Source organism: Daejeonella sp., assembly GCF_030684675.1.
In the GTDB taxonomy this organism is placed as follows: Bacteria; Bacteroidota; Bacteroidia; order Sphingobacteriales; family Sphingobacteriaceae; genus Daejeonella.
On record NZ_JAUXXZ010000028.1, the window covers coordinates 89,536 to 104,611 of the forward strand.

9 protein-coding genes are annotated in these 15,076 nt (G+C 39.1%); 4 read left to right on the forward strand and 5 right to left on the reverse strand.

Features of this window, described 5'->3' with window-relative positions; translation table 11 throughout:
* Positions 1 to 10 precede the first annotated feature (10 nt).
* On the forward strand, positions 11 to 3,736 hold the full coding sequence (locus tag Q8M41_RS05525) for an ATP-binding protein (protein ID WP_305364254.1): 3,726 nt from the start codon (positions 11 to 13) through the stop codon (positions 3,734 to 3,736).
* 45 nt (positions 3,737 to 3,781) lie between these two features.
* Here Q8M41_RS05525 and Q8M41_RS05530 read toward each other — a convergent pair whose 3' ends face one another.
* Positions 3,782 to 4,696, reverse strand: coding sequence for a hypothetical protein (locus Q8M41_RS05530; protein ID WP_305364255.1), 915 nt, complete (start codon positions 4,694 to 4,696; stop codon positions 3,782 to 3,784).
* 258 nt (positions 4,697 to 4,954) lie between these two features.
* Between Q8M41_RS05530 and Q8M41_RS05535 the strand changes: the two genes are divergently transcribed.
* Positions 4,955 to 6,484 (forward strand): glycoside hydrolase family 10 protein, encoded by a 1,530-nt coding sequence (locus tag Q8M41_RS05535; protein WP_305364256.1) that lies wholly within the window; start codon positions 4,955 to 4,957, stop codon positions 6,482 to 6,484.
* Between the two features lie 67 nt (positions 6,485 to 6,551).
* Here Q8M41_RS05535 and Q8M41_RS05540 read toward each other — a convergent pair whose 3' ends face one another.
* The 4 genes from Q8M41_RS05540 to nagB form a co-directional block, all read right to left on the reverse strand.
* On the reverse strand, positions 6,552 to 9,398 hold the full coding sequence (locus Q8M41_RS05540; RefSeq protein WP_305364257.1) for a pitrilysin family protein: 2,847 nt from the start codon (positions 9,396 to 9,398) through the stop codon (positions 6,552 to 6,554).
* A gap of 40 nt (positions 9,399 to 9,438) precedes the next feature.
* Entirely contained in the window at positions 9,439 to 10,596 is a 1,158-nt protein-coding gene (locus tag Q8M41_RS05545; RefSeq protein WP_305364258.1) for an acyltransferase family protein, read from the reverse strand.
* 128 nt (positions 10,597 to 10,724) lie between these two features.
* Complete coding sequence (locus tag Q8M41_RS05550; protein ID WP_305364259.1) at positions 10,725 to 12,254, reverse strand: sulfatase; 1,530 nt, start codon at positions 12,252 to 12,254, stop codon at positions 10,725 to 10,727.
* A 19-nt stretch (positions 12,255 to 12,273) separates the two neighbouring features.
* Positions 12,274 to 14,190 carry a glucosamine-6-phosphate deaminase gene (gene nagB / locus Q8M41_RS05555; RefSeq protein ID WP_305364260.1) on the reverse strand — a complete coding sequence of 639 codons (1,917 nt, stop codon included), beginning with the start codon at positions 14,188 to 14,190 and terminating at the stop codon, positions 12,274 to 12,276.
* A 133-nt stretch (positions 14,191 to 14,323) separates the two neighbouring features.
* On the opposite strand from nagB, the gene Q8M41_RS05560 reads away from it, so the two are divergent.
* On the forward strand, positions 14,324 to 14,548 hold the full coding sequence (locus tag Q8M41_RS05560; protein ID WP_305364261.1) for a hypothetical protein: 225 nt from the start codon (positions 14,324 to 14,326) through the stop codon (positions 14,546 to 14,548).
* Positions 14,545 to 15,000: an endonuclease/exonuclease/phosphatase family protein gene (locus Q8M41_RS05565; RefSeq protein WP_305364262.1), complete on the forward strand. Its 456-nt coding sequence runs from the start codon at positions 14,545 to 14,547 to the stop codon at positions 14,998 to 15,000. The genes Q8M41_RS05560 and Q8M41_RS05565 overlap by 4 nt, the downstream gene beginning before the upstream one ends.
* Positions 15,001 to 15,076: the final 76 nt, after the last annotated feature.

Genomic DNA, 15,076 nt, shown 5'->3' on the forward strand with positions numbered 1-15,076 from the left:
TTCATCACCCTTGAGCGGGAATTTAAAAATTCGGCTTCTTCTGCTTTTGCTGGCCATTGGCTTTGCATGCACGGCTTTAACGATAAATTATACTATTCAGGACGAAGAAGTACTTAGCCTTGAAGCCAGGAAAGTCGAACGACGTCTTCACAGAAAGGAGAAATTAGTTGATCAGTTGTTAAATAATGTAGCTGTCCGCGATTCATTAAAAAACATCAATAGTAATGGAGAATGGGCTCAATTTATCATTTCTGAGTTCAGTGAAAAGGAAGACATCTATATCCAGACCTTTGAAAAGGGAAAACTAAGTTTTTGGAGTGGGATACGGATCGTATTAGAAACAGATAGCCTGCTTCGGGAGGGCAACACATTTATTCATTGGAAGAATGGATATTATGAAGCAGTCAAAAAATCCTGGGGAGATTTTTCTGTAATCTGTTACATTCCTTTCATGTCTGATTACCCCTACCAGAATGAATACCTGAGGAATAATTTTTCAACAGACCTTTTATCCTCAAACACTTTGGATATAGCCAGTTTGAATGACAATGATGTGTTTAATATCCGCAATCTGGGCGGTAAATATTTATTTTCTGTAAAACTCAGAACACCGGCCTCCAATTCATTTTACAACTATCTTGAGTTATGGATGTGGGTTATGGCCATCACTTTTGCCCTGATCTTTTTGACCAACCTTTGTATTTCTATCGCAAATAAAGGCAATGTTGGCTTTGCTGTTCTTTTATTGTTCAGTTCGGTTCTGGCTTTCAGACTCATTGATCTCCAAAACAGATGGTTAAGCACATATTTTGATATTGAACTTTTCGACCCTAAGTATTACGCCTCCAGTTATTTCTTTCCTTCTATAGGAGAATTTTTTCTGAATATCCTGTCTTTTACATGGGTATTTGTATTTATTTACTCTTACCGGAATAAAATTCTAGGTTCGGTTTCTATACTCAGCAAGCCTATCAGCTATATTTTGTTGTTTGCAACGGGTCTGTTTGTTTGTATCAGTGCCTTTGTTATTGATGATCTTTTTAATGGACTGGTAACTAATTCGAATATCAACTTTGATGTAAGCAATGTTCTGAATTCTACCTGGTTGAGCTGGTTTGGATTCCTGATCTTCTGTTTTGCAATTCTGAATCTATATCTGATCATATCATTTTCTTTAGCCTTAATATCCAGATTGAGCATCAATAAGATGGAGCGCTTCCTCATTTTTGCAGGAGCCTTGTTTTTGGCTATTTTATATCATATACTTTTTACTGAGTTTACCGTATACTTTTTGTTATTCGCTTTGATACTCTTTCTGGCCGGTCGGGCCTATTTTAAATCAGAAGGGAAAATGAATGCCGGAAATTTGGTTGTCTGTATATTGATCTGTGCACTCATTGGTTCATTGAAACTATCTAAATATCAGTTTATTAAAGAACAGGAAAGCCGGAAGATTCTGGCAGGTAAACTGGAATCATCAGTAGATCCCAATGCAATTCTTTTGTTTTATAATCTGGAGAGGGAAATCATCAGCGATAAATTTATTATCGATTATTTTAATGATCCTTTGTCAAGTCACAGTGCATTAAATAACAGACTTGTCAAATTGTATATGGCCGGTTATTTATCCAGGTATGATTTTGAGAGTTTTGAGTACAATGAAAAGGACGAATTTTTTCATGGTGATAGGGGAATCCCGCTGTCTAATTTCAAAAATCTTGTTCTAAAGGGCTCGGTCAAAGTCACAGAATATTTTTATCAAAGAAACAATACGTTTGGCTTTAAACAATACTTTGCAATACTGCCAATAATTGACGACAATAATAGGATCGGAACTCTGGTTTTACAACTCAATTCTAAACGCCTGAATGAAGTTGGAGTATTTCCCGAGCTTCTCATTGATGGAAAAATAAAGGAGGATCTTCAGCTCAACGATTATTCATTCGCTTATTATAGTGACGGCCGTTTACTAAACCAGCATGGGAATTATGTTTATAATCTGGTAAATAATGAATTCAGAGGAAAAAACAGAGAATTTGTTTATGTCAATAATTCTGAGAATGGCCGGCAATATAATCATCTGGTCTTTCAGCCAAATCCCAGGAAGCTTGTAATTGTCAGTCGGGAAATAAACAGTCTCTTTACTCAGCTCGCTTCGGTTTCGTTCATTTTTTTAATCTTGTTATTGTTTGCAGGTTTAATATATGTTCTACAATTAACCTGGAACAGTTTGCAAAATTATAATATCAGCTTCCGGAATTTCAGATGGAGGCTGCTGATCTCATCCAACAGGATGTTGTATAAAACAAGGATACAGGTATCCATGGTTGCTGCAGTAGTGATAACACTTTTGATAACTGGTATAATCACTTTTTTCAATATTAGTCAGCAATACAGAGATCAGCAGGAATATACTGTTTTGGATAAAGTAGCCAAGATCTCATCGGGTATTAATAAGCAAATTGTGGATATGGGGATGCCAACTCCAGATGAGCAAGCGGAAGTTGCATTCAATAGTTTAGCCGATCTGAATGGTGTAGATCTGAATTTGTTTGATATCAACGGTAAGCTATTGCATTCTACTCAGCCTAAGATTTATGAGAATGGCTTAATTGCTTCTCAGATGAATGCGTTGGCTTATTTATATCTCAATAGATTACAGAAATCTGAATTTATAAACAGAGAGCGAATTGGAAATCTGTCATTTATTTCTGCATATGTACCCCTGCGGAACAGTAAAAGTGAGGTAATTGCTTATTTAGGACTTCCATATTTTTCGAATGAAAAGGATTATCAGGACAGGATAGGCATTTTTCTGAATGCGCTGATCAATGTGTATGCCCTGGTATTTGTGGCTATAGGTTTTTTTGCTGTTTTTGTTGCAAGTCGTATCACCAGTCCGCTGACATTGATACAAAAACTTCTACGTGATACAAAAATTGGGACTAAGAATGAACATATCAATTGGAAGCAGAATGATGAGATAGGAAATCTGATCAGTGAATATAATACGATGATATATGCACTTGAAGAAAGTGCAAAAAAGCTTGCCCGTTCAGAGCGTGAATCGGCCTGGCGTGAAATGGCTCAGCAGGTTGCACATGAGATCAAGAATCCACTAACTCCTCTAAAACTTGGGGTTCAGCTTCTGGAGAAATCCTGGAAAGAAAAGGATCCAAAATTTGAGGCTAAATTTGAACGTTTCACGAAATCATTTATGGAGCAGATAGAAAGTCTCTCGCATATAGCCTCTGAGTTCTCTAATTTCGCTAAAATGCCCGAAACCAGATTAGAACAGATAAATCTGAATGAGAAAATAAGGCAATCCATTATACTTTACAGGCAGTCTGAACATACAACTATTAATTTTGAAAGCAACTCAGGGAGCGATATTATTATCAATGCTGACAGGGATCAAATATTAAGATGTTTTAATAATTTAATTAAGAATGCTATCGAGGCAAGGTCTGGTGAGAGACATTGTATTATTGATATTCTGTTGTACTGTAAGCCAGGTTCTGTATGTGTTGAAATAAAAGATAATGGAACCGGTATGTCTGAAGAACTTAAAAGAAAGATTTTTACTCCTAATTTTACAACAAAAACATCCGGTACCGGACTTGGACTTGCATTTGTGAAGCAGGCTATAGAAAATATTGGTGGGAACATCACATTTGAAACTGCACCGGATCTTGGTACTACATTTTATATAGTAATACCAGTGCTTGAAACCTAGAATTAGAACATATTAACTGAAACAGATGATTAGTGGACAGCCTGTTTATCTGAGACTCACTGATCCTTTTCCCATGGTATATCCATCGGCGTAGAGGATTATTGTGTAGGCACCTTTCTGATATGTTCTGCCATCAGACCAATCTATGGTATAGTTCCTTCCGTCATTTGCAAATTCAACAGCGGTTTTATAAGAATATTGTAATTCTTCATCATCAGAAATAAACATTCCACCATTATTGGCAATCACCAGATTACCGCTGGGGTCGATCACCCTCATAAAAATAGTATGCATACCTTTTTCAGCTAATGGGTTATTTACAAGTGAAAAGTTTACCCTAAGCTTATCGGTTGTACTTGCACGGGTAACCATACTCTCTTTACCATTATTCCGAATGTTAAATGCGGATATTGAAACATTTCCTGATTTAATTGCAGCCGCAACCTGAACTTTGGTATATAACTCTTCATTCTGCTTTTCAAGTTCGTTGGCTTTGGTGCTTACTGAGTCGACTGCCGACAAGAGCTCATTTCGTTCACTAGTCAGGTCCTGATTTTGTTTTTTCAGTTCATCAATTTCTGTTGAGTATTTGGAAACAAAATATCGGAGTTGTTTTATCTCTTCCTGCGCCTTTGCAAGTTGACCCTGTGTGAGCTGACCTTGTTTGAGGGCATTTCTTAACTCATCAATCTTCTCTCTTGCTATTTCCTGTTCTTTCAGCATTTCCTCTGAAAGCTTCAGATTATTGCTTGTCGCATTATCCAGCTCAGCTTCAATTTTATCAATTTCAGTCTGCATTCTGGTTTTTTCATCACTTACCGTAACGATACGGTCATTAGCTTTCTTGTCCTTAAAAAATAAATAGGTATTGGTTCCTAGTAAGGCAAGAATTACAGCAACCAAAAAATAAATCTTATTTGAGTCCTTTCGTATTGGCTGCTCCTGTTCCGGGTTTTCCATGTTCAATTATCTGGTTAACGAAAATTAAATGTCTATTTAAAATCAATGCGATAAAACCTCATTTGTGACAAATATATTGTTTAAGAATTGGGTTTTAATAATTTTTGACTTGTGTATATGCCATTTTCAGCCGTTTAAGGCACCTTAAAGACTGAAATTACACAATTTTTGGTATTGTTTATCCATATTGTTGCCCAAAATACAATAATGCAATTAATTAGATTAATTATCTTTACCCGCTAAACGTTCTTCTTTTACATGGCAAAAAAAATAATTTTCTTCCTCGCATTCTTTGTCGCTGTTCCTGTTTATTTAAGATCTCAAATTAAATCTAATCCCAAACGGGAATTCAGGGGGGTTTGGGTAGCTACAGTTGCCAATATCGATTGGCCATCCAAGCCAGGATTAAGTTCTGATATACAAAAGGCTGAACTGATCCGCATATTTGATGATCATCAGAAAAGTGGGATAAATGCGATCATGTTACAGATTAGGCCTGCTACTGACGCATTTTATGGTAGAGGCCGCGAATTATGGAGTCGTTTTTTGACCGGAACTCAGGGCAGAGCCCCCGTTCCAAATTATGATCCCCTTGACTTTGCAATTGAAGAGGCGCATAAACGGGGTATGGAACTTCATGCCTGGTTCAATCCATACCGTGCAACACATAATCTTATTGATGCACATACCGCAGCCAACCATATATCCAAACAGAAACCTGAATGGTTCTTTACTTACGGTGGAAAGAAGCTTTTTAATCCCGGATTGCCCGAAGTTCGTCAATATATTGTGAGTGTAATTATGGATGTAGTTCGTAATTATGACATTGACGGTGTGCATTTCGACGATTATTTTTATCCTTATCCGGAGGCTCAGCCGCTCAGGGACAGCGAAACATATTATAAATATGGAAGCGCATTCAAAAATATTGATGATTGGCGTAGGAATAATGTTGATACGCTTATACATACCTTATCTGACAGCATTCACAGGGCAAAAAAGCATATTAAGTTTGGTGTTAGCCCTTTTGGTATCTGGCGAAACAAGTCACAGGATCCGGAAGGCTCTGAAAGTAATGGATTTGACGGTTATGGTAAACTCTATGCCAATGCCCGGAAATGGGTACAATTGGGCTGGCTTGATTATATAAATCCACAGATATATTTCCCTTTTGGTTATCAGGTGGCTCCTTATGATAAGTTGCTCGATTGGTGGAGCAATAATACCTTCGGAAAGCATTTATATGTGGGTCAGGGTGTTTACAGGGCATTAGAAAACCGGCCGGGATGGAGTGACAGATCGCAAATACCGAAACAGATCCGGTATTTGAGAAATAATAAGAATACTCAGGGGAGTGTCTTTTTTAGCTCCAAATCGGTTACCAATAATATGGCAGGAGTTAAAGATTCTCTTCGCAGAGATTTTTACCGTTATCCTGCCCTTCAGCCAACAATGGCCTGGCTGGATGATGTTAAACCCAATGCTCCCACAGTGCTTGTAGCCAAACCTGTTGCAAAGGGTGTTGAATTAAACTGGCAAGCACCTACTGTGGCCAGTGATGGTGATAAAGCTTTTGGATATGTAATTTACAGGGTTAACCGGGGCGAACGAATGGATACTGAACAGACCCACCATATTTTGAAGATCTCGTTTAAAGCATCAGAAACAACATTTACAGATACTTTAGTTAATGCTAACCGTCTTTATACCTATGTTGTTACTGCGATCGACAGGCTTAAGAATGAAAGTCAGGCTTCAAATGCAGTTACTGCAGGCTCAAGATTCTGAGTTTTATTCTTGTTGCATAAAAAAAGCCGTTCATAAGCATGAACGACCTTTTTAAATAATGATTTTTCTATTTTTCAGGAAGCAACACCATTCTGATGAAATTATCAGGGTTCAGACGATATTGGACTGTTGCTTTCAGGGCTTCAGGATTTAACTCCTTTAACGATTCAAGGTAGCTTAAAACCTGTTTAGGCTCATCCTCATTCTGAAGCTGGCTGGTCAGATATCCCAACCAGAAACCATTATCCTTAAGTTGTGTTTCTGTGGTACGGGTTTCTTCGGCAATGAATTTTTCAATATCACCAGCAAGGGCACCATTTACTCTGATCTTATTTATTTCATCCAGGGTTGAGCTGATCAGTTTTTCTACATTTTCTGGGGCACAACCGAAAGAGATATTGAAGGTGTAGCGTCCTTTTGGAAACTTGGTATACGAGGCACGTGCCCCAACACCATATACACCGCCTTCATCTTCTCGCAGGCGTTCGATCAGTTTAATTGTCAGAACCTCAGCCAGTGCGTTTAATTGATTGTTATGTTTTTCACTCCAGGTATAGTCACCACTGAAAATAAGACGAACACTTGCTTTTGGCTCCTGACCTTTGTAGATTTTTTTGTCAATTTTACCTGCCGGAATCTTAATTCCAAGATCTTTTGCAGTTTCTTTACGATTGCTGGAAGGTAATGAGCCAAGATACTGTTCGAGCAGAGGTTTGAGTTCTGAAGGATTAAAACTTCCTACAAAAACGAATGTAAAATCACTTGCATCAGCAAAACGATCTTTATAAATCTCAAATGTACGATCCAGGTTTACCTGATTGATTTTCTCAACAGATGGACCTGTTCTGCGGACATTGTAATTTCCAAGAATAGCAGCTACAGAATCTGCAAATACACTGTTCGGGTCATTGCCTCTGTTTGCAAGTCCGCCTTTTTGCTGCGCAATCAGACCTTTAAAGGTTTCAGCATCCTTACGTGGTTGGGTGAAATAGAGGTAGGTTAGCTGTAATGCGGTTTCAATATCTTTAGGACTTGTTGAACCGGATATTCCTTCAAACCTCTCCATAATATACGGTGACACCGAAACTTTTTTTCCACTCAATAATTTTGGAAGCTGAACAGAATTAAATTCACCCAATCCACCATTTCTTATGATCGCAGTGGCATATAGAGCTGATTGAAAATCAGCATCGCTATATAAAGAAGATCCGCCTGCGCTGAATGCAGAAAAACTGATCTCATCATTCTTGAAATCGGTTGGTTTCAGAACCACTTTTACACCATTACTTAATTTGAATTCAGTTACCCCGATTTCAGGAATTTTAGATTCAGAAATGACCTTACCTCCACTTAATTTAGCAGAAAGCAGGGGCTTATCTGAAACCTGATCAACATAAGCACTGATATTACTTTGTTTGGTACCGCTTATCCAGCTTTCAACTTTGGCTTCATCAGGCAAATTATCTTTATCCTTTTCAGGACCCATGATAATCACATCGCGGTTAACATCGGTGATATATTTTTTGGCCAGGCTATTTACATCAGTCAGGCTAATTCCAGCCGTCATAGTATTAGCCATTTTGTATTCGTATTCAATACCAGGGCTGGCTTCCTGCTCCAGAAAATGGCGCAGATATTCGTTTACAAGGCTTTCCGAAGGTGTTTTATCCTTTTCCTTGAAGGCCGACTCCATATTGGTCAGGTACGATTGCTTGGCACGGTCCAATTCGGTCTGAGTGAATCCGAATCGCTGAACCCGCTCAGTTTCAGTCAAAATGGCTTTAAATCCTCTTTCCATTTCTCCAGGTTTCGCTACAACGAATACATTATACATGTCGAGCCCGGCTAAAAAGCCGCTTATATTGGCTCCTGCCTGTAAAAAAGGAGGATCTGCCTGTTTACTCATATCGGCAAAGCGGGTCCCGATCATTGAATTAAAGAGAGATCTTAAAATACTATTTCTGTAATCTGTTGCGGTGATCAGCTTCGACTCTGGATGCTTGATCATTATCTGCGCAACACTGACAGGGAATTCCTTATCAGTTACTGCGATGAATTGATTTTTATTTAATAAGGAGATTGAATATTTGGTTCGCTGGCGTGGCTTAGCGGGATTTTTAAGATCAGAAAATTTTGCTTTAATGGTTTGTTCCATCGCATCAACATCAATGTCTCCAACAACAATTAATGCCTGAAGATCAGGACGGTACCAATCTTTGTAGAACTGTTTAATTGTTTCAGTTGAGAAATTTTTCAATACTTCTTCAGTACCGATTGGAAGACGGTCGGAATAGCGTGAATTATTAAAAAGCATTGGAAGATATTTATCCTGCATACGTTGTTGAGCGCCTTTTCCTAAACGCTTTTCTTCCAATACAACTCCGCGTTCCTTATCAATTTCAGCAGGATCTAAAGTTGCATCCTGAGCCCAGTCGCGCATGATCTGAATACCATTTTTAAGTACTTCCGGATCATCTGATGGAATTGGAAGCTGATACACAGTTTCATCAAAACTGGTGTAAGCATTCAAATCAGCACCAAAGCGAACTCCTGCTTTTTGAAGGTAGTTAACCAGATCATTTTTCGGAAAGTTTTTTGTTCCGTTAAAGCCCATGTGTTCCATAAAATGCGCCAGTCCCCGCTGGTCATCATTTTCCATGATTGAGCCTATTTTGTTCGCCAGGTATAGTTGAACACGATTTTTGGGCTCAATGTTTTTCCGGATGTAATAGGTAAAACCATTGGGAAGTTTACCGGTCCTAACTGCAGGATCTAATGGAATAACACCAGAAGAACTTTGTTTTGTGGTAGCAGTCGATTTGCTTTTTACAACTGTTTGAGCATTTGATACTCCCGCAGCAGCAAACATTACCGCCACCGAAAGGGTAAGTACTGATTTATTTAGAAATTTCATTTTTATTATGGTTTATAATTGGACTGCAAATTAAGAAAAACTACACCTTGATAATAATTTTTTTGTTGTACATCCACCAAAGGATGCCAAGCCAGATCAAAATAAAGGTTACTGCACCTGTAAGGGATGCATTAATTGGTGAAAAGTAAGGACTGAAAAAGGTTTGATACATCCATTCGCGAGAGTTTACTGTACTTCCATCAGGCATATTAACCTTAATCATGGTGAGAATTCTCGGGATAAGTCCGGAAAGGAAAAACACAGTTATTGCATTTACGCCGTAAACAACAAATGGTTTTGTCCCTTTTTTATAGCCCTGAACATCAATCAGCCAGTAACATAATGCAAGTCCAATAGTAGCAAGTCCGCCGGCATAAAGAACAAAGGAACTTGTCCAAAGTGCTTTATTTATTGGGAAGCAAAGATCCCAGATCAAACCAAGAATAACAGCTAATATTCCAATTGAAAATATCCAGGAAATTTTCACACTTTCTTCCCTGTCTTTACGCTTGAGCCAGGCACCTATCAGCACACCGAAAAGCCCTGTTCCTATCGCTGGAAGGGTACTCAGAATTCCCTCCGGATCCCAGGTTTTTGCTGAGCGCCATAAATGCGCTTCTGTAAGAATGCTTCTGTCGAGCCAGGCACCCAGATTGGTTTCTTTTTCAAGGTTAGCATATCCCACTCCAGGAACAGGGATCAGGGTCATTATTGCCCAATAGGCGATAAGGATACCAATCAATAATCTAAGCTGGGTTTTTGGGTTGGTTTTTATAAAAATTACAGCTGTAATGAAGAACACAACAGCAATACGTTGCAGAACTCCCGGGATCCGAACCGTTTGGAATGCCTCCATCGGTTCAGTAAATACTTTGGGGAAAAGGTTTAGAAACAGGCCAAGTCCGAATAATATCAGCGCCCTTTTTAAGGCCGTCATTATAAGTTTCGAATGGCTCATATATCCCTTTTTACTGCCAAGTGCATAACTGATGGAAACTCCAACAATGAACAAAAAGAAAGGAAAGATAAGGTCTGTTGGGGTGCAACCATGCCATTCAGCATGTTTCAAAGGGGCATATATATGAGTCCAGCTACCCGGGTTATTGACCAGAATCATTGCTGCTACAGTCAGGCCTCTGAAAACATCAAGAGATAATAGTCTGACCGGAGATTGTTGAAGAATAGAAGGTTGAGACATCAGGATTTTAATAAATGAATATTAAATCTGCATTTTTTTATTTTAATAAAGAAGGGTTTACGTGATTTAATATTCAGCCTGAACAGACATTTTCTAATCAGGCTAACTTAATGCATTGAAACCGGTCTTTATAGTTTCTGAGACAGAACTTTTAAAGCTGTTTCATCCTTGTTTTCTAAACTCAGTTGTTTAAGTTGCTCTTTCAGATCTTCTGTAATTGTATGATATTTTTTCAGGCCATAAAGATTTTTCATTTCATTTGGATCTTTTTGAAGGTCATAGAGCTCCCAGAAATCTTTATGTTCATAAAAACGGATTAGTTTGTAGCGGTTGGTACGAATTCCGAAATGCTTTAAAACACTGTGTTCGCCGGGGAATTCATAGAAATGATAATAAGCTGATTTTCTGATGCTAGCATTTGCATTTCTGAACAGCGGCATCATAGATTTACCCTGAATTTCTTTTGGAATAGCCAGACCTGCAGCTTCTAAAAACGTAGGGGCGAAGTCAACATTAGATACAATCTGATTGGATATGGTACCCGGCTTTATTATACCGGGGTATCTGATTATTAAAGGTGTACGCATCGACTCTTCATACATAAAGCGTTTGTCGAACCAGCCATGCTCACCCATGTAGAATCCCTGATCAGAGGTATAGACCACAATAGTATTTTTTGCCAGATCGTTCTTATCAAGATAGGAGAGGATCTTACCAATGTTGCGGTCGAGGGAGAGTGTGGTGCTGTAATAATCCCGCATATACCGCTGATATTTCCACTCCGTTAATTCATTTCCTGTTAGTTTTCTGTTCTGTAAGTCCTTGTCTATTTTATAATAATAGGCATTCCATTTTAATCGCTGATCAGGATTCATTCGGGCAAGAAAAGAAGCTGCCAATGCATCCGGTTCACTTCTCATTTTGAGATCATATCCCAGTTTCATGGTCTTTTCAATCGACATATCCTGCATTCCGGCGGCAATCCGGTTTGAATACTGATCATAAAAATTCTTTGGAAGAGGAAAATTGACTTTATCAAATTTACCCAGATCCTGAATATCAGGCATCCATGTGCGGTGAGGGGCTTTTTCGCCAACCACCACGAAAAAGGGTTTTGAAGGATCGCGTTTATCAAGAAAGTCTATGGTCAGGTCTGTTATTACATCTGTAGCATATCCTTCCTTTCGGGTGGTATCGCCCCGCATGTTAATCAGATCAGGATTATAGTACAGCCCTTGTCCCGGCAGAATATTCCAGTAAGTAAATCCCTGAGGATAAGAAACCAGGTGCCACTTTCCAATCCAGGCTGTTTGAAATCCGGATTGTTTAAGTCGGGCAGGAAACACATCCTGAGCAGCATCAAATGTATCACGGTTATCCCGCATTCCATTCATGTGACTGTACTTACCGGTGAGTAAAACGGCCCTGCTTGGTCCGCAGATTGAATTTACAACAAATGCTTTTTTAAAAAGCGCCCCCTCTTTTGCTAAACGGTCGATATTGGGAGTTGCTCCATACTTCGATCCATACGCTCCAATAGTGGAAATAGCATGATCATCTGTCAGAATGATGATTATATTGGGCTTTGAAGATTGCTGGGCATATGCAGTCAATGCGACCAGCATATTGAAAAGAACAACTGAGATCGTTTTCCTCATGATATCTGATCAGAATGGGTTAGAATTTCCACCTGACAAAGGCTTCCATTGCTTCGTATTCGGCCAATCCCAGCTTATCGTATGCTTTAGCGGTTTCACGGGTTCGGTCTTCGGCACGGACCCAGAATTCCCTTGCATCATCTCCCGGAAAGACTGGTCTGTCTTTTTGAGACTGATGTTTGAAAATTGCGAAACGTTTACGTTCAACCTCCTGTGGTGAAAGCGGAACAGCCATTTGAATTTCGTGAGTATCAAACTCATGCCATGCACCTCTGTATAGCCATAGCCAGCAATCTTTGATCCATGCCTTATCTTTCAAACGCTCAAGAGCCTGAATAAGAATGTCAAAACATACTTTATGGGTACCATGCGGATCAGCAAAATCACCCGCAGCAAAGATCTGATGAGGTTTGATTTTTTCGAGCAGATCCATGGTTACTTTGATGTCATCCTCAGAAACAGGATTCTTATGTGTTTTACCCCTGTCATAAAAAGGTAATGACATAAAGTGAATCTGTTCGTCGCTAAGTCCGGCAAAGCGTGCACCGCTGATCGCTTCTCCTTTACGAATCAGTCCCTTTAATATCTGAATTTCAGACGTATCAGCCTGATTGGGCTGTTTTGACTCCAAAAAATTCCGCATGGAGTGATATAGATCATCCAGTTTTTGGGTATCTAAACTAATTGATTTACTGAAATCGCGCGCAAATTCAACAAAACGGAGTGCGTCATCATCCCAAACTGCAGTATTACCAGAAGTCTGGTATGCAACATTTACATCATGGCCCTGATCTACCAGGCGGATAAATGTTCCGCCCATAGAAATTACATCATCATCCGGATGCGGAGAGAATATGATTACCCGCTTTTTATCCGGAACAGCACGCTCTGGTCTTTGTGAGTCGTCAGCATTGCCTTTTCCACCCGGCCAGCCAGTAATTGTGTGCTGAAGTTTATTGAAAATATGAATATTGATATTATAAACAGGGCCCTTTTCGGTTGCAAGCTGAGCCATACCATGACTGTTATAATCTTCTTCAGTAAGCTTTAATATCGGTTTTCCAAGGGTATTGGCAAGCCAAATCACTGCTTTTTTGACCATTTGCTCATCCCAAATGCAATCTTTTACAAGCCATGGGGTATTGAATCGGGTTAAGTCTGAAGCCGCATCCTGATCCAATATGAATTCAACATTTTCTGAAAGCTGAAGATAGGTTGCCGGAACTTCAGAAGAGATCTCACCTTCAACTGCCTTTTTAATGATTGATGCCTTTTTAAGGCTCCATGCCATCAGAATGATTTCTCTTGCCTTGAAAATTGTACCGATACCCATGGTTATCGCTTTAGTCGGCACATTCTCTTTTCCTCCAAAATCACGTGAAGCATCACGGCGGGTAAGATCATCGAGCGTTACAAGCCTGGTACCTGAATTTGGTGCAGAACCTGGTTCGTTAAAACCAATGTGTCCGGTACGGCCTATACCAAGTATCTGAAGGTCAAGTCCTCCAAGGGAGGTAATTTTCTTTTCATATTCCAGGCAGAATCCATGGATTGTTTCGATAGCTAAGGTTCCATCAGGGATATGAACATTAGCCATATTAATATCAATATGGTTGAACAGATTTTCCTTCATGAAAGTCACATAGCTTTGCGGCGACGTGGGTTTCATAGGAAAATATTCGTCAAGATTAAAGGTGATGACATTTTTAAAGCTGAGACCTTCTTCTTTGTGGATCCTTACAAGTTCTTTGTAAACGCCAACTGGTGTTGCACCGGTCGCAAGTCCAAGAATTGCGCTCTCGCCATTTTTTTGTTTTCTGATGATCAGATCAGAGATCCGGCGTGCAACCTTCTTAGCGGCGGTTTCTTCATTTGGATAAACGGTAACGGGAAGTTTTTCGAAGCGGGTTTCTTCAAGTAAATTTAATCTTGCCATGAGAGGATCAGACTTTTTTAGGTGAGACGCAAATATAATTACAAATTCATTATGCAGGGGAACTTCTCAAAATATATTGGCAGGCAAATTTTATTGGCAGGTATTTATCCGCTTTTTTATATCATTACAGAAGATGAAAAGGTTTTTAATTCTGGCTATTTTTGGCTTTTTGGGTAGTTCCTCAGTCCTGGCTCAAAAGATGAATGTTATGTCTTATAATATTCATATCGGACAAAATAGTGCTAATCATGATCAACTAATGGGAATTGCCCAATATATCCAAGATTCAAAAATCGATATTATTGGTTTGCAGGATTTGATAGTGTTTGTAATCGTTCAGGAAAGGCTGATCAGATGAAATTTCTTGCTGAGCAGACTGGCATGTATTACGCTTATGCCCGACACTTTGCATTTGATGGTGGTTCCTATGGATTAGGGGTATTATCGCATTATCCACTTATGGATATTAAAGATTTGCGTATCAATTTAAGCAGTACCAGGAAACCGGAAACCAGATCACTCCTGACAGTAGATTTCATAAAGGGCAGGACTAAATTCACTTTTGCAACTGTGCACATGGATTACCGCGATTCAAAATCCCGCCAGGTTCAGGCCGAAGAAATTGTAAAAATATTTTCAGAGAGTAAAAACCCAATTATTTTAACGGGAGATTTTAACGCAAAGCCCGGAACAAAGGAGCTTAAAACATTGGAGATCATTTTTACTGGTGCGACTGAGCTATCTGGCCCCAATACCCTGCAACAAAACCAAAAAACAAGATTGATTTCATTCTTGTTAGAAAGGGTCTGATAGCAGTAATTAAAAAACAGGACACAGGTTACATGCTTTATTCGGATCATCTGCCGGTATTGTCTGTTTTTAAGGT

Excerpts from the sequence above, each read along its gene's own strand:
- Q8M41_RS05565 (WP_305364262.1), top strand. The coding sequence starts at position 14,545 with ATGAAATTTCTTGCTGAGCAGACTGGCATGTATTACGCTTATGCCCGA.
- Q8M41_RS05545 (WP_305364258.1), bottom strand. The coding sequence starts at position 10,596 with ATGTCTCAACCTTCTATTCTTCAACAATCTCCGGTCAGACTATTATCT.
- Q8M41_RS05550 (WP_305364259.1), bottom strand. The coding sequence starts at position 12,254 with ATGAGGAAAACGATCTCAGTTGTTCTTTTCAATATGCTGGTCGCATTG.
- Q8M41_RS05535 (WP_305364256.1), top strand. The coding sequence starts at position 4,955 with ATGGCAAAAAAAATAATTTTCTTCCTCGCATTCTTTGTCGCTGTTCCT.
- Q8M41_RS05530 (WP_305364255.1), bottom strand. The coding sequence starts at position 4,696 with ATGGAAAACCCGGAACAGGAGCAGCCAATACGAAAGGACTCAAATAAG.
- Q8M41_RS05540 (WP_305364257.1), bottom strand. The coding sequence starts at position 9,398 with ATGAAATTTCTAAATAAATCAGTACTTACCCTTTCGGTGGCGGTAATG.
- Q8M41_RS05560 (WP_305364261.1), top strand. The coding sequence starts at position 14,324 with ATGAAAAGGTTTTTAATTCTGGCTATTTTTGGCTTTTTGGGTAGTTCC.
- nagB (WP_305364260.1), bottom strand. The coding sequence starts at position 14,190 with ATGGCAAGATTAAATTTACTTGAAGAAACCCGCTTCGAAAAACTTCCC.